The sequence below is a fragment of the Streptomyces sp. NPDC054813 genome, from assembly GCF_053611365.1.
In genome coordinates this window covers 20,082-42,005 of sequence record NZ_JBSHAF010000015.1, presented here as the reverse complement: position 1 = coordinate 42,005, position 21,924 = coordinate 20,082, and the positions used below count along the sequence as shown (strand labels likewise).

General features: G+C 71.0%; 11 protein-coding genes and 2 pseudogenes. 9 read left to right on the top strand and 4 right to left on the bottom strand.

All coding sequences use genetic code 11. The features are described from left to right. Positions 1-6: 6 nt before the first annotated feature. A complete protein-coding gene (locus ACWGJB_RS28350) occupies positions 7-1,533 on the bottom strand; it encodes a 4-hydroxyphenylacetate 3-hydroxylase family protein (protein ID WP_453382898.1) in 1,527 nt (508 codons plus the stop codon). Between the two features lie 159 nt (positions 1,534-1,692). On the opposite strand from ACWGJB_RS28350, the gene ACWGJB_RS28345 reads away from it, so the two are divergent. The 8 genes from ACWGJB_RS28345 to ACWGJB_RS28310 all read left to right on the top strand — a co-directional run bounded on the left by ACWGJB_RS28345 (position 1,693) and on the right by ACWGJB_RS28310 (position 12,316). Next, entirely contained in the window at positions 1,693-4,545 is a 2,853-nt protein-coding gene (locus tag ACWGJB_RS28345; protein ID WP_453382897.1) for a helix-turn-helix transcriptional regulator, read from the top strand. A 173-nt stretch (positions 4,546-4,718) separates the two neighbouring features. Continuing rightward, a complete protein-coding gene (locus ACWGJB_RS28340; RefSeq protein ID WP_453382896.1) occupies positions 4,719-4,889 on the top strand; it encodes a hypothetical protein in 171 nt (56 codons plus the stop codon). A gap of 188 nt (positions 4,890-5,077) precedes the next feature. Beyond that, the gene (locus ACWGJB_RS28335) at positions 5,078-5,278 is read left to right on the top strand and encodes a hypothetical protein (protein ID WP_453382895.1); all 201 of its coding nucleotides are present in this window, start codon (positions 5,078-5,080) and stop codon (positions 5,276-5,278) included. Positions 5,279-5,289: 11 nt separating this feature from the next. Continuing rightward, positions 5,290-6,873 (top strand): FMN-binding glutamate synthase family protein, encoded by a 1,584-nt coding sequence (locus ACWGJB_RS28330; RefSeq protein WP_453382894.1) that lies wholly within the window; start codon positions 5,290-5,292, stop codon positions 6,871-6,873. Positions 6,874-7,238: 365 nt separating this feature from the next. Beyond that, positions 7,239-7,496, top strand: coding sequence for a hypothetical protein (locus ACWGJB_RS28325; RefSeq protein ID WP_453382893.1), 258 nt, complete (start codon positions 7,239-7,241; stop codon positions 7,494-7,496). After that, positions 7,463-7,693: a hypothetical protein gene (locus ACWGJB_RS28320; protein ID WP_453382892.1), complete on the top strand. Its 231-nt coding sequence runs from the start codon at positions 7,463-7,465 to the stop codon at positions 7,691-7,693. The genes ACWGJB_RS28325 and ACWGJB_RS28320 overlap by 34 nt, the downstream gene beginning before the upstream one ends. A gap of 26 nt (positions 7,694-7,719) precedes the next feature. Beyond that, positions 7,720-8,016 (top strand): hypothetical protein, encoded by a 297-nt coding sequence (locus ACWGJB_RS28315; protein WP_453382891.1) that lies wholly within the window; start codon positions 7,720-7,722, stop codon positions 8,014-8,016. Between the two features lie 226 nt (positions 8,017-8,242). Beyond that, positions 8,243-12,316, top strand: coding sequence for a beta-galactosidase (locus ACWGJB_RS28310; protein WP_453382890.1), 4,074 nt, complete (start codon positions 8,243-8,245; stop codon positions 12,314-12,316). Positions 12,317-12,326: 10 nt separating this feature from the next. On the opposite strand, the pseudogene ACWGJB_RS28305 reads toward ACWGJB_RS28310, so the two are convergent. Both ACWGJB_RS28305 and ACWGJB_RS28300 read right to left on the bottom strand, forming a co-directional pair. After that, a pseudogene (locus tag ACWGJB_RS28305) lies at positions 12,327-12,428 on the bottom strand (short-chain dehydrogenase/reductase); the annotation flags it as partial. Positions 12,429-12,458: 30 nt separating this feature from the next. Next, positions 12,459-13,364, bottom strand: coding sequence for an AraC family transcriptional regulator (locus tag ACWGJB_RS28300; RefSeq protein ID WP_453382889.1), 906 nt, complete (start codon positions 13,362-13,364; stop codon positions 12,459-12,461). 189 nt (positions 13,365-13,553) lie between these two features. On the opposite strand from ACWGJB_RS28300, the gene ACWGJB_RS28295 reads away from it, so the two are divergent. After that, complete coding sequence (locus ACWGJB_RS28295; protein WP_453382888.1) at positions 13,554-14,432, top strand: oxygenase MpaB family protein; 879 nt, start codon at positions 13,554-13,556, stop codon at positions 14,430-14,432. Positions 14,433-14,488: 56 nt separating this feature from the next. Here ACWGJB_RS28295 and ACWGJB_RS28290 read toward each other — a convergent pair. Then, positions 14,489-21,412 (bottom strand): annotated as a pseudogene (locus ACWGJB_RS28290) (glycoside hydrolase domain-containing protein). Positions 21,413-21,924: the final 512 nt, after the last annotated feature.

The following is a 21,924-nucleotide window of genomic DNA, read 5'->3' as shown; positions in this document are numbered from 1 at the left end:
CTGCTTCTAGGCGTCCTGGCGTGAGGCGTCCTGGCGCCGGGCGTAGTTCGCCTGGGCCTGGTAGGCGGTCTCCGCCTCGTCGTTCACGCTCTCGATGCCGCAGACCCTGCGCGCGAGGTCCGCCATGGCGCCGTTGGGGGACATCTCGGCGCGCTTCATGGTGAGCGAGCGGATGGCCAGCAGGGGCGTGCCGTTGAAGTTCTCGAAGACGCCGATGCGGTCGCCCCAGTCGGACAGGAACATGTCGCGGATCACGCGGCTGATCTTCAGCCGGTCGTGCGGCCTGCCGACCGGTCCGGTCTGCAGCGCCTCCAGCCACGGCCGGAGTTCGGGCTGCCGCCACTGCCCCTCGGTGGGGTAGATCAGCGCGGCACGGCCGGCCAGGTCGATGAGCTCGTGCACCATGTCGGTGATGTGCTCGATGTAGTACGCCCGCCCGAAGTCGAACATCAGGACGTTCGGCTTGAAGATGCCGCCGGGCGTGTAGAACCCCTGGGCCTCCGAGCCGACCACATGTGCCTTGAGCGACTGGTGGAAGCCGGCGAACCTGGCTATCCGGGCCTGGACCGGCGGCAGTTGGTAGGTGCCGATGTGCTCGGTGATCAACAGGGCCAGGCCGAGCATCAGTTCGGCCTTCACCATCGCCCGCACCAGCGAGTGGTAGTGCAGCCAGTCGAAGACGCGCTGCGGGTACAGCGCCGCGTGCTGCGGGTTGCCGATGTGGAAGACGCGGTTCCAAGGGATGAGCACGTCCTCGAACACGATGATGCTGTCCAGCTCGTCACCCTGCGCGGCCAGCGGGTGCTCCACCTCCTCGCCGTCGCGGACGTTGCTCTCGCGGCAGATGATGGTGACGCCGGGGGTGTCGGGCTTCACCGCGCCGTAGATGATCTGTTCGGCCACGATGCCGGGGCGGTAGAAGACACCGATGTGGATCCAGTCGCCGAAGGCCGCGCCAGTGCTGATCGCCTTCACACCCCGTACGGTGATGCCCTCGTCCGAGGTGGCGACCACCCTGAGAGCGGGCGACTCGGCCTGGGCCGAGTCACGCGAGCGGTCCGCCTGCGGGTCGACGAAGGCCGGCGTCGCGTTGAGGTCGCCGTCGCGCACCTCGTTCCAGAAGCCGAGGAGTCCCGCGGTGAGGTCCCTGCCGTCGGTCCCGACGGACTGGCTGCTCCAGGGTTCCGGGTCGTCTACGTAGGTCAGCAGGACGTAGTTGTTCACGTCCGGTGTGCGCGGGACGGCCCCGCCGCCCAGTTCGCGCTGCACGGTCTCCAGGTACTCCCGCTTGCGCCGCAGGTCGTCCGCGGAGCGGTGCTGGAACCAGGTCATGGACCGGCGTACGCCGTCCTCGTCCACGAACGTCATGACGTCCTGGAGGTCCGGGCGGTGGTGAAGGTCGTAGAAGGCCGCGAGGCTCCGGGCGTACGCCCGGGTCTTCGGGTGCGTGGCCACGTTGTCGACGAGCTCGTCGCCCACCCACACCTTGCGGCCGTCGTTCAGCGCTGCCAGGTATTCCTTGCCTGTACGCACGTCGTGCTCCTCTCCAGGGGCAAGAGATCCGGATGGCACGGAGGATGCGTCGCGACAGGGTGAGCCGACGGCCCGGAAGAGAGGTTCACCCGGGTGAAAGCCGTGGTCACCGGGGATCTGGCGTTGAGGGCGGATGCGCGCCTGGGCCATGCTTGCCCCATGCACAGCACAGACCCCGCCGGCGCCGATGCCGGTGGGCGTGGCAACCGGGCCGTGAACGGGCCGCGCCTGCGGGGACGGGACCACGAGCTCGTGGCCGCCCGTGAGGCACTGGACGTGGTGCGGGGCGGCCGGGGCGCCTGTGTCGTCGTGGAGGGCGCGGCCGGCGTCGGCAAGAGCCGGTTCCTCGCGGAGCTGGACGGGATGGCCCGGCGGTACGGGTTCGACGTGGTCTCGGTACGCGCCGACGAACTCGACCAGTACGCGGCAGGAGCCGCCCTGCAGTCCGCCCTGCAGCCCTCCGACGGCTCCCACCGGGCCCTCGCGGCCGCCGACGACCAGCGACTGTGGCTGCTGGACAGCATCGCGGACGCCCTGGAGGAGCGGGCCCAGCGAGCACCGGTGGCCGTGCTCGTGGACGACGCCCAGTGGGTCGATCCCGCCACCCTCTTCGTCCTGCGTACCCTGCCCGGGCGACTGGCCGCCTCGCGCATCCTGTGGGTGCTGGCCGTACGGTCGGACGCCGAGCGGCCGATCGTGGCCAGGGTCCGGGACGACCTCGAACGCCTCGGCGCCCGATGGCTCACCCTGGGCCCGCTGCCCCAGCGGGAACTCCAGCACATCGCGGCCGATGTCCTCGGGGCGACGCCGTCACCCGGCCTGGCCAGGCTGCTGCGTGGCGTCGCGGGCAACCCCTTCCTGGCCATCGAGCTGGTCCGCGGCTTCGCCGACGCCGACGTCGCCGGGATGGAGGCGTGCGAGACGGGCCTCCTGCGCGACGGCATCCCCGTCAGCTTCCGCCGCAGCGTCGCCGCGCGGGTCGACCGGCTCCCCGAGGACGCCGTGCACCTGCTCCAGATCGGGTCCGTCCTCGGCCGTGAATTCGACCTCGGCACGGCCGCCCGGATGATGGGCCGGCAGGTAGGCAGCCTGCTGTCCGGCGTCGACGCCGCCCTGAACGTCGGACTGCTCTCGGGCGACGGCCAACGGCTGGCCTTCCGCCACGACCTGACCCGGCAGGCGGTCCACGACAACCTGCCCCTGGCCGTGCGGACCGCCCTGCACCGCGAGGCGGCCGACAGTCTGCACGGCACCGGGGCACGGCCCGCGGAGGTGGCCTGGCACGTCGTGATGTCGGGGGGCCCGGTCGACGACGACTCCGTGGCCACCCTGACCACCGCCGTACGGGACATGTCGTCGTCGGCCCCCGACGCGGCCGCGGACCTGGCCCAGCGGGTCGCCGGCCTGCTGCCCCCGCACGACCGGCGCCGCATCGCCCTGCTGACGGACGCCGCCGAGTACCTCGGCCGCACCCGCCGGGTCCACGAGGCGCTCGACCTGGTCGACGCCACGGTGCCGGAAGGCCTCGAACCCCTGCAGGAGGCCCGGCTGCGCCTGGTGGCCGCCGAGATCCACCAGGCCGCGGGCGACGACGCCGCCGCGATGACACATCTCCAGAAGGCACTCGACCTGCCCGGGCTCCCCTCCGACCTGCGGGTCCGGCTGCTGAAGACCAAGGCGACGGGCCACCTCTACCTGGGGGACATCGCCGCCGCCGAGCAGACCGGGACCGGGCTGGTCGAGGCCTCCTACCGCAGCGACGATCCGGCCGTCGTCGTCAGCGCCATGGTGTTCCAGTCACAGGCGTTCTTCTACCGCGGCGAACTGGCCCACGCCCTCGAACTCGCCGAGGAGGCCACCCGGCGCGCCGCCACCGAGCCCGCCGTGCTCTATCTGCGGCCGCCACGGATTCCGGCGTTGTGGCTGGCCACCGTACTGACCGTCACCGACCGGCTCGGGGACACCGAGCGGACCCTGCGGGAGGGCCAGCGCGGGGCGGAGGCGCTGGGCCTGGGCTGGTCACTGCCGCACTGGCACGCCGCCCGCGCCTGCGCGCTCCTCGAACAGGGAGCGCTGGACGACGCGGCCGTGGAGGCCGAGGCCAGCCTGGCCGTGGCGGACGAGCTCGAGATCACGCTGCCGAATCCGCAGGCCCGCGCCGTGCTGGCGCTGGTGGAGCTCCGACGCGGTGACCATGCCAGGGCCAAGGACCGCCTCGGTAGCACGGACATCGGCTCCGGCCCGCACACTCAGCGGTACGGCCCCTGGATGTCCCTCGCCCGCGCCTGCCTGGCGGACGCGGAGGGCGAGGCCGGCGCAGCGGCGGCGGTACTCGCGGAGTGCTTCGAAACCCGGGAACCGGCGCGCCTGCTGGCGCTGGCTCCGTCCCACTGGCCCGAGATCGTGCGCACCGCGCTCCGCGGCGGGCACCCGTCGCTCGCCGAGGCCGTGTCGGGCGCTCTGCTGAGCCTGGCCGCACAGGAGGAGAGCCGGCAGATCATCGGGGCGGTCCGCGCCCATGTGGACGGCTTGCTCCACCACGACACGGGTGCACTGGCGTCCGCCGTCACCGGCTACCGGCACACCGGCAGACCGTTGGCCCTGGCGGCGGCCTGCGAGGACCTCGCCGAGCTGATGACAGATGACGGCGACGCGGCATCGGCGATCCCGTACTTCGAAGAAGCGGGCCGTCTCACGTCGGTCTCGGGGGCCGGACACGACCAGGAACGCGTCAGGGCGCGCCTGCGGCGGCTAGGCGTCCGTACCGCCTCGGTGCGGAGCCACACGGCAGGCCCTCGGGGATGGGAGGACCTGACCGAATCGGAGCGGAAACTCATCCCGCTCGTCGTCGAGGGCCTCACCAACCGGGCCGTCGCCGACCGGCTCTACGTGTCCGTGCACACCGTCAACACCCACATGAAGCACATCTTCGCCAAGCTCGGCATCAACTCGCGGGTCGAGCTGACCCGGCTGGCGATCGAGCGGGGCACCGGCACCGAAGCGGTCGACTGACCGGGTGCACCGACCGCGGGGTCCGACGACACAGATCCCCTGAATGGGTGACGACCGGCTCCGGCCGCACCGGTGAGGCTCGACCCGGCGGCATGGGGTCGTCCGGACCGGCGACCCCGACGGATCCGGGCGTGACCGGAGACGGGCCCGCGGAGCGAGACAGGAGCATCGGCGTGACCGGGCGGTCGTCCATGTCGCAGACCAGCAGCCGGCCGCAGCCCGGAGCGGGCGGCTCCGGTGCCTCGCCGGACCCGGAGCGCACCTATCGCGACCGGCTCCGCGCCGCCGTGTCCGCCGGCGCGGCCCGGACTACGCCCTCGTCCTCGACGCCCGGGGCGAAGTGATCGGCGAGGGGAGTGACTTCTCCAGGTATGTACGCGAGTACCTCGGGAGAGACGACGTCGAGTGACGCGGTGCGTCCGTGGAGTCGTCTGACGGCCCACGGGCCAATCACCAGATCGTGCGATGTGCTCGGCGCCGTCTCGGCCAACACTTCTTGTGTTAGCGATCGCTAATGCAAGGAGGAACGGCAATGGAAAAGCTCGTACGGCGCATCGCCACCGCGGTCGCCTCTCTCGCCGTCTTCGCAGGCGCTCTCCTCACCACCGGAGGCACCGCGACAGCGGCCACCCAGCCATCGACGGCATCCGCCCCCACCAGGGCACATACCGTCGAGGAGGCGCATGATCCGTGGATCCGGGGCCAGCTCGTGGCGTTCGGCTACATCGGCTGACCCGCCCGCACATGATCAGAACCACAGTGATCGGGTCCGTCGGGGCCGTCGCAGTCGTCCTCGGCGTCACGGCGTCGATCGTCTCGCCCTGGTGGTGGCCGCCCGCCGTGCTGTGCGCGGCGACAGCCACGATCGGCACTCACGACCTGCTCCAGAGGCGTCATTCCATTCTGCGCAACTATCCGGTCCTGGGCCATGTCCGCTTCCTGCTGGAGTCGATCCGGCCGGAGTTGCAGCAGTACTTCATCGAGCGCAACTACGACGGCCGGCCCTTCGACCGGGACGTGCGCAGTCTCGTCTACCAGCGTGCCAAGGGAGACGAAGCGGAGCTTCCGTTCGGCACCGAGCGGAACGTCTATGCCGAGGGATACGAGTATTTCGAGACCTCGATCAGACCGCTCCCGGTGGGGATCGACGAACCCCGGGTCAGCGTCGGTGGCCCGGACTGTGCCAAGCCCTACGACATGTCCTTGCTCAACGTCTCGGCGATGAGCTTCGGTTCGCTGTCCGCCAACGCCGTCCTCGCCCTCAACCACGGGGCGGCCCTGGGGGGCTTCGCCCACGACACGGGCGAGGGCGGCCTGTCGGAGTACCACCTGCGCCACGGCGGCGACCTGGTCTGGGAGATCGGTACCGGATACTTCGGCTGCCGCACCGCGGACGGCGGTTTCGACCGCGCCAGGTTTGCCGAGAAGGCCGCCCACGACCACGTGAAATGCGTGTCGCTCAAGCTGTCCCAGGGAGCCAAGCCAGGCATCGGGGGAGTGCTGCCGGGGGAGAAGGTCACCGCCGAGATCGCGCGGGTCCGCGGCGTTCCCGAGGGACGCAGCGTCATCTCGCCCTCCTATCACCGGACCTTCGGCACGCCCCGCGAACTGATCCGGTTCATCGCCGAGATGCGTGAGCTGGCCGGGGGCAAGCCGGTCGGCTTCAAGCTGTGCGTGGGCTCCCGGCGCGAGTTCCTGGCGGTGTGCAGGGCCATGCTCGAAGAGGGCACCGCGCCGGACTTCATCATTGTGGACGGAGCGGAGGGCGGTACCGGTGCGGCTCCGCTGGAGTTCGCCGACCACCTCGGAAGTCCACTCACCGAAGGACTGATCACCGTCCACAACGCGCTGGTCGGCACCGGCCTGCGGGACCGGATCAGGATCGGGGCCAGCGGCAAGGTCGCCACGGGAGCCGACATCGTCAAGCGCCTGGTGCAGGGTGCCGACTTCACCAACTCGGCGCGCGCCATGATGTTCGCCCTCGGATGCATCCAGGCGCAGAGCTGCCACACCAACGCCTGCCCCGTCGGTGTCGCCACCCAGGACCCGCGCCGCGCACGCGCGCTGAACGTCCCCGACAAGGCGGCACGGGTCCACCGCTTCCAGTCCGCGACGGTGAGGAGCGCACAGCAGATCATCGCCTCGCTGGGTGTGCGCGAGCCCGTCGATCTGCGCCCCCACATGTTGCGCCGGCGTCTGGACCCGGTCACTGTGCGCTCCTATGCGGAGCTCTACGAATGGCTGGCTCCCGGACAGTTGCTGATCGAGCCGCCCGAGTCCTGGGCCGGGGACTGGAAGGCCGCCGATCCCGACCGCTTCGGCGCCTGACGCGTCCGGCGAGCGGGCGACCGCGCCCGAGCCCGTGGCCGTACAGCGACCAATCACCAGATCATGCGATGCCCGGTGTGCCTTTCCGACCGACACTGGCCGCATGGGGAGTTACCGCTCCGGCGGAGCAGGGAGTGTGTTGCACGATGAGCGCCACGAACACCGTTCCGGGCCACGAGCGGGCCGCAACGGAGACCGCTTGCGTCACCGCCGATCCCCCCTCTCCCGGGACCGAGCCGAGTCTGACCTTCGCGTACGGACTGGATCCCTGGCTTTCGGCATGGCTGGGGGCCGGCCAGGAGACCAGCGGCGAAACGGCATAGGAATCGCCGCACCATCCAGACGTCGGAGCCGAGGAGCCGACCATGAGTGACACCGTCAAATGGCTGATCGGATTCCGCTACCGCGTCGCCCCCGACCGAACCGTCCGGTGCTTCTACCTGGTCGACGACGCCTCGGCCCGGCAACAGGCGCGGCTGATCGCCGCCGGCCGGGCCGGGACACCCGTCGAGCGCGGCAGGCGCCATCACCTCGCTCTCGACCAGGCCTGGACCGAACTGCGGCGCCTGCACCGCGACTCCATCGGCAGATGGAACCTCGAACCGGCGGCGGCAGCGTGCTGACCATCGCCCGCCACCGCCCGACACGGGCATGCGAAAAGCCCGGCGGTTCGCGCGACGGGACGCGGGGCGGCCCCGGAGCGGAACCCGAGGACGGACCGGACGTCCTGCTGCACCTGCTGGAAGGGCGCCCCCTCACCGCCGCGAACGGCGTCGAGACGACGGAACCCGGCTCCGCCGTCTCTCTCCGCAGCGCCTGACCGCCCCGACCGCACCGTGCCGAGTTGTGCACGTCTTCGGGATCGCCATGGTCATGGATCTCCTCGCCATCGCCCTGGCCGAGGCGGGGGACGAGGGCTCCGCCGCCTACGCCTTCGGGGCGGCGGCCCGTTTCTGGCAGACGGTCGGTCATCCGCAGCGCGGCACACCGGAGATGGCGTCGCTGCGGAACGAGTGCGAGTACAGGCTCGTACGCTCCATGGGGAAGCGTCGGTACGAGCGGACGTTCCAGCGGGCCGCCACGAGCGACGCCCGGTCGCTGGTGTCCTGGGGAGCGAGCGGCGGACCCGCCCCCGAGAAGTGAACCGGTCCCGGTTTCCGCCTCGACCGTGTCCTCCCGCCCCATTGTGTTGAACCTTGTGTCCCCTTACTGTTCGGCTTTGCCTGAGTCTGTTCGATGGTGATTGCTCAGGGGGATGGAGGCCGCAGTGCGGGGTAATGGGATCCGTTCAGAGGTCGCGAGACCCGATCGCCGTCGGTGGTGGAGGGCGCTCCTCGCGGCGGCCGCGACCATCGCCCTGGCCGTGGGCATGACCGCGCCCGCCGCCGCGGCCCGGGACGCCGGCCGGCAGCCGCCCGCCGCCGCACCTGCCGTCGGTCCGCGGGCGCACACGGTGACTCTCGACGGCTACTCGTTCCTCGTCGACGGCAAGCGCACCTACCTGTGGTCCGGCGAGTTCCACTACTTCCGGCTCCCGAGCCAGGACCTGTGGCGCGACATCTTCCAGAAGATGAAGGCCGCCGGCTTCAACTCCACTTCCCTGTACTTCGACTGGGGGTACCACTCGCCGAAGCCGGGTGTGTACGACTTCAGCGGGGTGCGGGACGTCGACAAGCTCCTCGACATGGCCCAGGAGGCCGGCCTCTACGTCATCGCCCGCCCGGCGCCGTACATCAACGCGGAGGTGGACAGCGGCGGCCTGCCCGGCTGGCTGACCACGAAGGCCGGGAACAACCGCAGCGACGATCCGCGGTTCCTGAAGTACGCGGACGAATGGCTGACCCAGATCGACCGGATCATCGCCCGCCACCAACTGACCAACGGCACCGGATCGGTCATCGCCTACCAGGTCGAGAACGAGTACTACAACGGCTCGGCCGCCGGCCGCTCCTACATGCAGCACCTGGAGGACAAGGCCCGCGCCGACGGCATCACGGTTCCGCTCACCGGCAACAACAACGGCACCTTCAACTCGGGCACCGGCGCCCTGGATGTGGACGGCCCGGACTCCTACCCCCAGGGCTTCGACTGCTCCAACCCCTCGAAGTGGAACGGCGTCCCCGACATCAGCTACGACCACCCCGCCGGAAAGCCGCTGTACTCGCCGGAGTTCCAGGGCGGCGCCTTCGACCCCTGGGGCGGACCGGGCTACGACAAGTGCGCGCAGCTGATCAACGACCAGTTCGCCAACGTCTTCTACAAGCAGAACATCGCCGTCGGCGCCACCGCGCAGAGCTTCTACATGACCTACGGCGGTACCAACTGGGGCTGGCTCGGCATGCCCGAGAACTACACGTCGTACGACTACGGGGCCGCGATCCGGGAGACCAGGCAGCTCGATCCGAAGTACTACGAGGACAAGCTGATCGGGTACTTCACCCAGTCGGTCGCCCCGCTGACCGAGACCGAGGCGATCAGGGCCACCCCGCCGGACGACGCCGCGATCGTCGACACCGCCCGGATGAACCCCGACAGCAAGACGCAGTTCCACGTCCTGCGGCACGGCAACTCCACGTCCACCGCGGTCGACAAGACCCATATCTCGCTGGACCTCAACGCCCAGCCGACCGCGGACACCACCTACTCCTGGGACGACCCCGACTCCGCGCTGCAGTACACCGGTTCGTGGTCGCACGTGGCCGACCAGAGCTACACCGGCGGCGACTACAAGCACACCGAGTCGTTTTCCAACAAGGCCGGTGATTCGCTCACCGTCCCCTTCGACGGCACCGCGGTCCGCTGGATCGGCTCGAAGACGAACAACCACGGCTACGCCGACGTCTACCTCGACGGCACCAAGGTGGCGACGGTCGACGACTCCGGCGGCGAGAACCAGGCGGTGCTCTTCCAGAAGACCGGCCTGACTTCCGGCGCGCACACCCTGAAGATCGTCGTCGACGGCAACCACAGCGCGGGGTCCACCGACAACTACGTAGCCATCGACGCCATCGACGTGCCGACGGCCGACACCGCGGAGCCGACCTACCCGGTGGTCCCGCAGCAGCCGGGCACCGCGATCACCCTCGACGGACGCGACTCGCACGTGATCGTGGCGAACTACCGGCTCGGGGACTCGCAGTTGCAGTACTCGACCTCGGAGATCATGACCAGCGCGACGATCGGCGACCGGGACGTCGCCGTGCTCTACGGCGACCAGGGCAGTGACGGCGAGACCGTCCTGCACTACGCGTCCAAGCCGACCGTGACCGCCACCGGCGGCACGGTCACGACCACCTGGGACGAGGCCACCGGCGACCTGCGGCTCAACTACACGCACAAGGGCCTCGTCCGTATCAGCGTCAGCGGCGGCGGGAAGCGCCCGTTGCTGCTGCTCGTGGGCGACAAGGCCACGGCGGAGACCTTCTGGCGTCAGGACACGGCGACCGGCCCGGTGCTCGTGCGCGGCACCCATCTGCTGCGGACGGCGACCAGCCGGGACGACGGTCGCACCGTGGCGCTGACCGGGGACAACGCCGACGACAAGAACATCGAGGTGTTCACCTCCGCTGCCCATGTCACCTGGAACGGGCGGGCGTTGGGAGCCAAGGCGACCGAAACGGGGAGCCTGGCCGGCACCGTCCCGGTGGCCGCCCCCATCCACCTCCCGGCGCTGACGAACTGGAAGCACGCCGAGGAATCCCCCGAAGCGGCCCCCGGATTCGACGACTCCAGCTGGCAGGTGGCCGACAGGACGACCACCAACAGCGTCTCCGGCGTCAACTCGCTGCCCGTGCTCTACGCGGACGACTACGGATTCCACACCGGCAACACCTGGTACCGCGGCCGCTTCCGCGTCACCGGCAAGGAGACCGGCATCCGCCTGGTCTCGGACTCCGGCGGCGGCGCGCAGGCGTTCTCCGCCTGGCTCAACGGCACCTTCCTGGGCAGCTCCACCACGGGCAGCGCCGACTTCACCTTCCCGGCCGGCGCGTTGAGGTCCGACGGCGACAACGTCATCTCCGTGCTCACCGTGAACATGGGACACGAGGAGGACTACAACTCCACCAACGGCAACAAGACCGCGCGCGGCCTGACCAGCGCCTCCCTCGTCGGAGCGCCGCTGACCTCCGTCACCTGGCGGCTCCAGGGCGTACGCGGCGGCGAGGACCTCCAGGACACCGTGCGCGGCCCGCTCTCGACGGGCGGCCTGTACGGCGAGCGGGCCGGCTGGTCCCTGCCGGGCTACCCGGACCGGAACTGGACCCAGGTCTCCCTGCCCACGACCGACACCCGTCCCGGCGTCTCCTGGTACCGCACCGACGCCGACCTGGACCTGCCGCACGGCCAGGACACCTCGCTGGGGCTGACGTTCACCGACGACCCGGCCCGCAAGTACCGTGCCACGATCTTCGTGAACGGCTGGCAGGTCGGCAACTACGTCAACTACCTCGGCCCCCAGCACACCTTCCCGGTCCCCGACGGCATCCTGAACCCGAACGGCCACAACAGCATCGCCATCGCCGTGTGGAACCTCGACGGCAGCACCGGCGGACTCGGCAAGGTGTCGCTGACCGACTACGGGAGTTACGCCTCGTCCCTGCGCGTCGCACAGAACGACAGCCCGCGTTACGACGCCCGGACCTACGCGATGCCGCAGGCTCCGGGAGCGGATGTCACGCTGGACGTGCCGGACACCGCCCAGCCGGGACAGGCCTTCACGGCCCGCACGACGGTGGAGGTGCCGAAGGACCGGTCGTCCGCCTCCCGGCTGACGGCCGCGCTCTCCGCGCCCGACGGCTGGAGCGTGAGTGCCACGAGCCCCACGTCGGTCGACCGTCTGCGACCCGGCACGTCGGCCACCTTCACCTGGCAGGTCCAGCCACCGGACGGGACGCTGCCGTCCGCCTCGGCGCTCACCGCCACGGTGCGCTACCGGCAGAACGGCCGGCAGGCCACCGGCACCGACGAGCGTATCGTCGGCGGGATCCCACCGGCCCCGCCGGCCGGGAAGAGCGCGGTGAGCGACCTGACGTTCCTGTCGTCCACCAACGGGTGGGGCCCGGTGGAGCGGGACAGCAGCGTCGGCGAGCAGGCCGCCGGGGACGGCCGCCCGATCACCATCGCCGGCGTCGGCCACGCCAAGGGCCTGGGCACCAACTCCGTCAGCGACGTCCAGCTCTACCTCGCCGGACAGTGCTCGCGCTTCACGGCGGACGTCGGTGTCGACGACGAGACGGGCGGCGCTGGCACCGTGACGTTCTCCGTCATCGCCGACGGCAAGACCCTGGTGACCACGCCGACCGTCCGCGGCAGACAGGTAGCGGTGCCGGTCGACGTCGACGTCAGTGGCGCCCAGGTGATCGACCTCAAGGTCGGTGACGCGGGCGACGGCAACGGCAACGACCACGGAGACTGGGGGACACCGACGCTGACGTGCGGCTAGGCCGTCGCCGTCACTTGGGCTGGGCGAGCCGGACCGCGTCGCGGCCGGCCGGGAAGCGGAGCCGGCCGGTGGTGTCGTGGACGGCTCGCCACAGCGTCTCGGCGACGTCGCATGCACGATCCTCTACAGCTTTCCGGTTTGCTCAGGGAAGGATGCTCGCGGGTGACCGGGTGGTGCCGCGCAGTCGGGCGGCGTCCCGGCTCGGGGGAGCGCCGAACTGGCGGCGGTACTCACGGCTGAACTGGGAGGCGTTGTCGTAGCCGACCCGCCGGCCGACCCCGGTCACGTCGCCGGGGTGAGTGGCCAGCAGCAGCCGGGCCTCCTGGAGCCGGATCTGCTTCTGGAACTGGATGGGGCTCATCGCCGTGACCGCCTGGAAGTTGCGGTAGAAGGCGGAGACGCTCATGCCGGACATGCGGGCCACGTCCTCGACGCGGAAGGACTGCGCGTAGTGCTCGCGGATCCAGCGCACGGCCCGGGAGACATGGCTGAGGCCGCTGTCGGCCAGGCCGAGTTCGCGTACCGTCGCCCCCTGCTCGCCGGTGATCAGACGCCACAGGATCTCGCGTTTGACCAGCGGCGTGAGCACGGCCCGGTCGCTGGGCTCGTCGAGCAGCCGCAGCAGCCGGACCACCGCGTCGAGCAGTGCGGCCGGAGCGTCGCTGACGGCGATCCCCGACGGCACGCCTCCGCCGGCCCGGGGGAGATCGCCGGGGCCGGCCTGCAACAGCAGTTCGGCGACGGCGGACGGCTCCAGGGTGAGACCGAACCCGAGGGCCGGGTGCTCGGGACCGGTCTGGGTGAACTGCCCCGTGACGGGCAGGTCGACGGAGGCGACCAGGTACTGCCCGGCGCCGTACTCGTAGACCCGGTCGCCCAGGGCCAGGCGTTTGGTGCCCTGGGCGATGACCGCGAGCACGGTGCCCGACATGGCGGGCCCCGGCGGATCCGGCCGGTCGATCTTCGAGATGAGGACGCCGTCGATGGCCGTGCTCCAGTCGGGCCGGGCATGCCGGTCCAGCAGGCTGCGGAACTCGTCGAGAGGCATGCGCCCATTGCACCATCCCGCTGCCACCCCATTCCCATGGTCGCGAGGATCGTGCAAGTGCACACGAGGATCGCCCTGACGTTCGTGCAGTAAAGCTGCTTGAGCCCCGCTGAACGGCCGGTCGGCCGGGCGAGCCGAGCTGGGCCACGCAACCATCGGGGGTGACGGGACCGGTCGGCCGGTGACACGATGCGAGAGGCGAGAAAGGTGGCAGCCGTGGTGCCGGACGTCCGTGCGTCGCTGGGCGCGATGCTCTTCCGTCGGGTGGCGGGCCCCGACGGACCGGCCACCCGCGCGCGCATCCACGGCACGCCCGGCCCCCGCTGGTTCGCCCCCGGCCGCCCGATCCGTGTCGTCCACGGGGACGCCTCCATGTTCGTCGGCGGACTGGGCGCCCTTCTTCTGCAGTCCCTGCATCCTCTCGCCATGGCCGCCGTCGCCGCGCACTCCGGATACCGCGGCGACCCGTGGGGACGGCTCCAGCGCACCAGCGCCTTCCTGGCGGTGACGACCTACGGCGTGGCAGACGACGCCCAGGCGGCCGTTGCCGCGGTGCGGGGCATCCACGACAAGGTGCGCGGGACGACACCGGACGGCGAGCCGTACCACGCCGCCGACCCGCACCTGCTCGGGTGGGTGCACGCGGCCGAGACGGAGTGCTTCCTGCGCGCTCACGAACGCTACGGCTCCCGTCCGCTGGACCGGGCCGGCTACGACGCCTACGTCGCCGACACCGCGCGGGTCGCCGAGGCACTCGGGGTGATCGGTCCGCCGCGTGACCGCCGGGAGCTGGCCGAGCGGCTGGCCGGCTACCGGACGGAGCTCAGGGCCACGCCCGAGGCCCGGTCGGCGGCACGCTTCCTGCTCCTGGAACCCCCGATGCCCCTGCCGGTCCGCCCCCTGTACGGCATACTCGCCGCCAACGCCGTGACACTGCTGCCCTCCTGGGCCCGGTCGCTGCTGCGGCTGCCCCGTCTCGCGCTCGTCGAGGACGTGACGGTGCGCCCGGCCGGCCATCTGCTCACCCGCACGATCCGCTGGGCCATGAACACCCCCGACGTCTCGTAGCGGCCCCGGCACAGCGGGAACCTGCCGTGCCCCGAAGGGCACGGCAGGTCCGGTGGTCAGCTCGTGCCCTGGGCCCAGGGCACTCCGCGTGTCCGTGCCCACTCCGTCCCCCGTGACCAGAGCCCGGCACCGCCCGACGTGCCGGAGGCGGACCGTCCGACGGGTCCCGCGACGGCGCCGTCACCCCCGGTCGCCGCCGGCCGGTTGTCGCGGTCCGTGGACTGGAACCCGACCGTGTAGGTCCGGGTGACCGAACCGTCGGCCGAGGTCACCTTGATGGTGCGGGTGGTCAACCGCGACCCGGTGGACGAGAGGACCGGACTGCCGTCGGTGACCTTCACCCGCGCCCCGGACTGCGCGGGCACGGCGGAGACGGCCGGGATCCTCGTGCTCTTCGGCCAGTCGACCACGTAGGTGGACACGCCCGGATCGAACCCGTCGATCCGAACGCCGCCCACGGTGATCACGTCGGCGTCGGCGTCGGCGGCCTTGGTGGCGTCCGAGAAGTCCGTCACCGTGACCGATCCGTCGGCGCCCACGACCACGTGCGCCGCCATCGCCGCCGCCAGGTTGATCCGCTCCCAGCTCGCGTTGCCGTCCGCGGTGAGGTCGAGCGGGTATCCGGAGTCCGTCGCGGTCTGCTCCAGGATCTGGGTCCGCTGTCCGGCGGTGAGGTCCGGGAAGGCCGTGATCAGCAGGGCCGCCGCGTCGGACGGCGCGTCGAGCGTCTGCCCGCCCTTGCCGACCTGGGAGAAACCGTAGGCAAGGCGCTGGGTGTACAGATCGACGTCCTGCGTCGTGCTCAGGCCGGCGTAGGGGTCGCCCGCGCAGGCCGCGAGCGTGTCGCCGTACCCCTCCGTCTCGCACTGCGCGAGCAGCACGTTCTCGATCTCGGTGTGGGCCTGCATCAGCAGGTTCGCGAAGTCGGGGTCCGCCCACCGGTGGGCCACGGTGGCCTGTCCGGTGATGCGGCCGCCCATGACGTCGAGCGGGTAGTGGAACCCGAGGACGATGCGGTTGTTCCCGTATTCCGAGGTGCGGGCGAGGATCGACGGCGCCAGCTCCGGCAGCAGCGTGGCGAGGACGGTCCCCGCCTCGTAGCCTCCGTAGGTGTGGCCGCTCGGGTAGGAGCCGCTGGTGGCGAGGCTGCTGTACGAGCCGTCCTGCGACTCGTAGACGTCGCCGCCGTCGCCGACGAACCCGAGCCGCGCGTACGGACGCAGGTAACCGTAGTGGTTCTTCGCCGCGTCGACTCAGTCGAGGCCCTGCGTGACGCGGGAGAACAGGGCGCTGGTCTTGGGCAGTTGGCCGCCGCTGAGGGCGTCGCGGTAGATCTGGCCGAGCCGGGAACCGAGGCCGTCGGCCATCGTGACCGTGGCGCTGTTCGTGGCGTCGGCCTCGGCCCGGTCCACCTCCTTCTGCGTCGCCGCGTTGTTGACGCGCACGGCGATCCGGTCGTTCTCTGCGGTGAGCGCGGTGCCGTAGGGCACCTTGGTGTTGGCGCCGACGGTGTCGGAGTCGAGGTCGTGGATACCGGTGAGCAGGTCGTTGAAGTAGTCCGAGGTCGGCCACTTGTCCGACCCGTAGGCCGCGTTCAGCGTGTCGTCGGGGAAGGGGGCCGACTCGTACGCCGGGTCGGCGGCGACGGGCGGGGCGGTCGCCGTGGTGTCGTCCGAGGTTCCGGCCAGGGTGACCGCGGTGACGGTGGCCGTGTGTGCCTTCGCCTTGCCCGTGGTGGTGAGCAGCGCCGTGTCCGCCGTGGCGGGAAGGTGCGCGGTGGTCCCGTCGTTCAGGGTCACGGTGTAGCCGATGACCGGGAATCCGCCGTCGCCGGCCGCCCGCCAGGTCACCCGGACCTGCTTGCCGTCGGTGAGCGCACCCGTCACGGCCGGTGTCTGCGGCTTGCCGCCGTCGGTCACCTCGGGCGCCGTGGCGGCGCTCGGAGGCGAGGCGCCGAACCTGTTTACCGCCGCGACGCGCGCCCTGTACGACCTGCCGGACCGAAGCCAGGTGAACGTGGTGCTCCGGCTGTCCCGATCGTCGACCCGGACCTGGTGGCCGTCGTCGAGGGTGATCCGGTAGCCGGTGACCGGGGAGCCGCCGTCGTCCTCGGGAGCGGACCAGGCGACCGTCACGCTGGTGCCGGACGATGTCGCCGACACCGCGTCGGGGGCGGCCGGCACTGTCCTGGGCTTCGTGGTGAGCGCGGACCTGGCGTGGTCGAGGGCCTGGTACCGGGCGGTGAGGGTCTCGTCCGTGGCCGTGTCGTCCGCGACGGCGGTCTTCGCCGCGGCGAGTGCCTCGGTGAACGCCTGCCACGACGCGTCCGTGTAGCGGTTGTCGTCGAGGGCCGACGCGGTCGCGACCAGGTCCTCCAGTTCCAGCCTCGGGAGCGGGATCAACTGGCCCGCGGCCAGGGTGAGGCTGCGGGTCTGCCCGTCGACCTCGAGCTGCGTCGCGTCGTCGGCGTCCACCAGGGCGCGTGCCGCGGCGAGTTCGCGCAGGTACACCCCGAAGTCGACGGTGTCGTACCGCTCCGCGTCGCCGGAGAGTCCCTCGTACCGGTCGATCGCCTTGCGCAGGGCGGACTTGTCCGTGGCGGCGGGCGTGTCGACGTGGTCGAAGGTGATCCGGCCCAGGTTCGCGACGTAGGGGTGGGAGGAGTCCGGGGTCGTCGTCAGCCGCAGATGGACGGCATGTGTTCCGGTGATCGCCTTGGGCAGCGTCAGGCTCGTCGTCCCTCCCGAGGACCACGCGGCTCCCGTGACCGGCAGCGGCACGGTCGCGTACGGCGTCCCGGGGTCGGCCGCGTCGAAGGAGTCCAGGTAGAGCTGGACGGCGGAACCGGTGCCGCAGCGGGCCGAGTTGTTGACGTAGGTGGTCGTGACGGTGCTCTTCGGGGAACTGCCGAAGTCGATGTCCCCGTAGTCGAGCCAGGCGCCGTCGTAGGTGCCGCCGAGGTCGGTGGCGGAGCCCGCGCCGGTCCAGCCGACCGGCTCGCTCTTGAGCCCGCCGCCGCTGTGGGAGCGGAACGCGGTGGCGTCGAAGCCCACGGGGGCGTCGGCGTCCTGCGCCAGGGTCAGCGAGTACACGTTGCCCACATACGGCTGGGCGGAGGTCTGCGTGCCGGAGACGAAGTCCGCGTACACGTCCTGGACGCCGGTGAAGACGGCCGGGTCGAGCCGCACGGTCGTGGTGGCGACGGTTCCCCAGCCGGAGCCGGTGTAGTCGAGGGGGATGTCGGCCTTCTTCGGGCCGTCCTTCGCACCGAGGTGCAGTTCGATGTGTGAGTCCGACGCCGCCCGCGACCGGGGCTTGTCATAGCTGACGGTCACGGTGTCGGCGCCGCCCTGGAGGTTCGTGTCCTTCCACCCGGCCCACGCGCCGTTCGTCACGTTCTCGAAGACGCCGTTGCCGAGGTTGAGCGGGAGCGAACCGCCGCCGGTCGTGGTGCTGTTCACCGCGGTCAGCGTGGCGAGCGTGGTGGAGGGGGACGAGGAGACCTCGTTCGGGGAGAACTGGTACCAGTCGAAGTTCGACACCCACTGCTGACCGGACGGGGCATGGAAGACGAACGTCGCGCTCTTCGCACCGAGCAGGGCGTCCGGGTCGGTGACGGCCGCCTGCGCCGTGGTGTAGTACTGCCAGCCGCCGGTCCCGGGGAGCGAGACGGTGGCCACGACCGGGCCGTCGGCGGCACCGGCGTGGATGTCGACGCTGCTCGGCTTCGCGTTCGTGGCCTGCGAGTTGGCGTAGCGGACCGAGATGCTGCGCGGGGCGACCCCGCCGAAGTCCAGCTTGGCGAACCGCTCCCACGCACCCTCGGTGACACCGCCGAGGTCCCCGTCCGAGTAGTACGCCTCGCTCACGAGGCTCGGGCCCTCCTTCTCGTCGGGGGCCTCGGCCTGCAGGACGGCGTAGCCGCCCTCGTCGAGGGTGAGTGCGTCGACGGCGGTCTGCAGCGCGTCGTGCGCGGCCATGATCGTGCCGGTCGCGGAGGCGGTGTCCGCGAGGACGGTCCGCGCACGTTCGAGCGCCGAGCGGAACAGACTCCATGAGCCGTCGGAGTAGTTGCCGCTGCGCACCAGGGACGCCTGGTCGACGAGTGCGCCGAGGGCCTTGCGGTGCACCGCGGCGGCGGAGACGAGCAGTGGGTCGGTCACGGATATCCCGGTGCCGCTCACGGTCGAGGCCGGCACCCCGTGGGCGAAGGCCGCGTCGCGGAACGTGATGCCGAAGCGTGCGTCGACCTTGGTGGTGCCGGTGAGCGACAGCGTCGCCGTACGCGAGCCGCTGACCCGGAGGTCCGCCGTGACTCCGCCGGGCAGGCCGGTCACACTCGCCGCGTCCGACTTGGTGAGGCTGGTCCCCTTGCGGGCGGCGAAGGACGCCGGCCCGGACAGGGTGAGCTTGACGCTGTCGTCGACGGTGCCGTCCGCGGCCGTCTCGACAGTGCCCGGGCGGGCGGAGACGACGGTGCCGCCCTTGCCCGTTCCCGCGCCGCCGTCACCCGTGTCGCCCGAGTCGGTGTCGAGCGAGTACGCGGGCTCGGTGCGGGCGCCCCACCGGGAGGGCTTGGAGCCCATGGTGAAGTCCAGCGTGCCGCCGGAGACGATCTGGGAGTAGTCGAGCCACGTGTTGTCGAACCGCTGGCCGTTGAGAGTCGCGTTCTGCACGTAGTAGTTGCCCGGCGACACGCCGTCGGCCTTCACCGTGAACTTGGAGCCGTTGGCGTAGGTGATCGTCGTGGAGTCGAAGAACGGGCTGCCGATCTGGAACTGGCTGGAGCCGGCGGTCACCGGGAACAGGCCGAGGGCGGCGCCGACGAACATGGTCGACATGGTGCCGGCGTCGTTGTCCATGGTCGGCAGGAAGCCGTTCGGGGAGAGCTTGTAGACCTGGGTCCTGACCGGCGGGGTGAACTGACCGCCGGAGCTGGGGGCTTCGTTCGTGGAGCCGGTCGCGATGTAGCGGTTCCAGGTCGTGCCGGTGTAGATGGCGCGCACCCACTTCTGCGTCAGGCTCGGCTCACCGACGTAGTTGAAGAGGTACGGGGCCTGGAGGTCGATCTCGTTGGCGTTGGAGTGCAGCATGGTCGAGCCGTCGTCGGCGCCGGAGTCCTCGCCGAACATGTGCTCGACGGCGGCCTTGCCGGCCTTGTCGCCGCCCATGGCCTTGATGAGGCCGCCCATGTCGTAGGCGTCGTACCAGTGGTACTGCCAGAGCGTGCCCTGGTAGAGGCCGGCCGCCTCGAACTTCTCGTAGTCGGCGCGCTGCCAGTCGCCGCCCGCGGCGCGCGGGGTGAGCAGACCGACCTCGGTGCCGTCGGTCGCCTTCCAGGCGCCGGACTTCACGAGGTTGTCGATCGCCATGGTCGACTGGGTGCGCAGCTTCTTCGCGTCCGCGTCCTTGCCGAGCGCGTCGGCGATGACCGACAGCGCCCACTGGTCGTAGCCGCGCTGGACGGTCGTACCGGGATCACCCGAGACGTATCCCTGCCGCAGCTCCGCGCCCGTGTAGTAACCGGTGTACGACAGCAGCGCCGGGTACGCCTCGTCGAGCCGGTCGAAGTTCCTGTAGCCCTTCGACAGCGCGTCGGCGACCACCACGGCCGAGCGCTCCCAGCGCACGGTCGGGACCGAGTGGGTGAGGCTGCCGAGGCTCTTGCCCGAGGTGTGCGCGTCGGCGAAGAGCTCGATGAGCGACTGCACCAGGTCCCGGTAGGTGGCCGGGTCGATGTAGGCCTCGACGGAGTACTTGCGGAAGTCGTCCCAGGTGGACCAGCCGTCGTAGTACGTGAAACCGTTCGCCTGGTGCACCGCTCCGTCCACGCCGCGGTACGTCCCGCTGGTGCTGGTGGCGTTCACCGGCAGCGCGTACATGCGGTACAGGTGCGTGTAGAACTCCTTGGTGAGCGTCGACCCGGGGTCGGACGTCGCGGAGGCCTTCACGGCGACGGCGCCGAGGGTGCAGTTCCAGTCCGCCGTCGTCTGCGCGCGCGCCTGGTCGAAGGTGAGGTGGCCCACCTCGTTCGCCTGGTCGGTCGCGGCCTGTTCCGCGCTGATCGGCGACAGTGTGATGCGCAGTTCGACGTCGTTCCCGGCGGACTTGTCGAAGCCGAGGACGGCGCCCGCGTCGGACCCGTCCTGCGTGCCGGCGTCGCTCAGTCTGCCGTCGTTGCCCCAGCTCTTCAGGGAGGTCACGGGGACGTTGGTGGTGGCGTCGTAGTACAGCTTGTACGAGGCGCCGTTGAACGACCCGGCGATGAGCCCGGTGATCGAGGTGGTGCCGTCCGGGAGCGTCGTCGCCTTCATCGTCGCGCGGGTGCGGCTGGTGAAGTTGTTCGCGAGGTCCAGGACGAGTTCGGGGTTGGACCCGGCCGGGAAGCTGTAGCGTTCGAGCGCCGTGCGCGTCGTCGCGGTCACCTCCGCGTCGATGGTCCCGGAGTCCTGCGTCACCGACGACCCGGTTCCGGAGACCGCCCCGAGACCCACCTGGTAGTAGCCGGGCGTCGCGGTCTCGTCGTCGTGGCTGTACGCGTGGGCGTACGTGCTCGGGGCGGGACGCCCGTCGTACCGCACGGAGGTCGGCACGACGAGCAGGTCGCCGCCGCCTCCCGAGCCGCCGACGCCGTCGAGGTTCGTCGCGGTGAACCCGGCGATCTGGTCCTCGTCGTGGTCGTACCCGGTGTGGTTGCGGTTCGGCGTGGTCAGCGGGTTGACCTTGGCCAGGCTGTGGGGCGCCTCGGCGCCCGGCAGGTCGTTGCCGTCGTCGCCGGCGGTCGACACGAACGGGTCGACGAGCTTCGTGTAGTCAGTGCCGGATGTCCCCGCGGCCCCCGCGGACTTGGTCACGACCGGCGTTGCCGCGGCCGTGCCGCCGTCCGCCAGTGCGGCGAGACCGAGCGCCCCGGCGAGGAGGACCGCGATCGTGGCGCGCGGTTGCCGGCGATGTCGGCGGGCGGCTCTCGAAGGCAGCATGCGGGGCAAGAGGGCATCGGGTCTGACAGGCACGGAACCTCTCCAACGTCGCGATACACGGCACGGTCCGGCCCGTCGGAGACAACGTTGTCAGCCCGGACGGCGCCCGGAGCGTGCGGACTCGGGGCCAGAAGGCAGTGGACGCACGGGATCGCACCCGCCGCGTGCACGACCGCCCGCCATCAGACACGGGGAAAGCATGCAACGGGCCAACAAGATTCGTACAGGAGATGCGCACACGGGCCGCCCCACGAAGGCGGCCTCGCACCGGGTTTGCCACCGGGCGCGCGGGACGGACACCACGTGACGTGCTCTCCGGCGAAGTGGCGAAGTGGCGAAGTGGCGAAGTGGCGAAGGCGGCCCGCTGTTTCGTCGCCCGGGGGTCGGGGGACGGGGGTCGGGGCGCCGCCGGCCGGTCCCGTTGCGGGCCGGCGACGAAGACGCCCTGCGTCTTCGCTCCCGCGAACGCCCCGGCAGGCCGACTGTGTTCGAAGCCGTCGACCACGGGAACC

What these genes read in the sequence shown, in the direction of transcription:
- ACWGJB_RS28345 (WP_453382897.1), top strand. Translation starts at nt 1,693, where the DNA reads ATGCACAGCACAGACCCCGCCGGCGCCGATGCCGGTGGGCGTGGCAAC.
- ACWGJB_RS28335 (WP_453382895.1), top strand. Translation starts at nt 5,078, where the DNA reads ATGGAAAAGCTCGTACGGCGCATCGCCACCGCGGTCGCCTCTCTCGCC.
- ACWGJB_RS28330 (WP_453382894.1), top strand. Translation starts at nt 5,290, where the DNA reads ATGATCAGAACCACAGTGATCGGGTCCGTCGGGGCCGTCGCAGTCGTC.
- ACWGJB_RS28325 (WP_453382893.1), top strand. Translation starts at nt 7,239, where the DNA reads ATGAGTGACACCGTCAAATGGCTGATCGGATTCCGCTACCGCGTCGCC.
- ACWGJB_RS28320 (WP_453382892.1), top strand. Translation starts at nt 7,463, where the DNA reads ATGGAACCTCGAACCGGCGGCGGCAGCGTGCTGACCATCGCCCGCCAC.
- ACWGJB_RS28310 (WP_453382890.1), top strand. Translation starts at nt 8,243, where the DNA reads ATGACCGCGCCCGCCGCCGCGGCCCGGGACGCCGGCCGGCAGCCGCCC.
- ACWGJB_RS28300 (WP_453382889.1), bottom strand. Translation starts at nt 13,364, where the DNA reads ATGCCTCTCGACGAGTTCCGCAGCCTGCTGGACCGGCATGCCCGGCCC.
- ACWGJB_RS28295 (WP_453382888.1), top strand. Translation starts at nt 13,554, where the DNA reads ATGCGAGAGGCGAGAAAGGTGGCAGCCGTGGTGCCGGACGTCCGTGCG.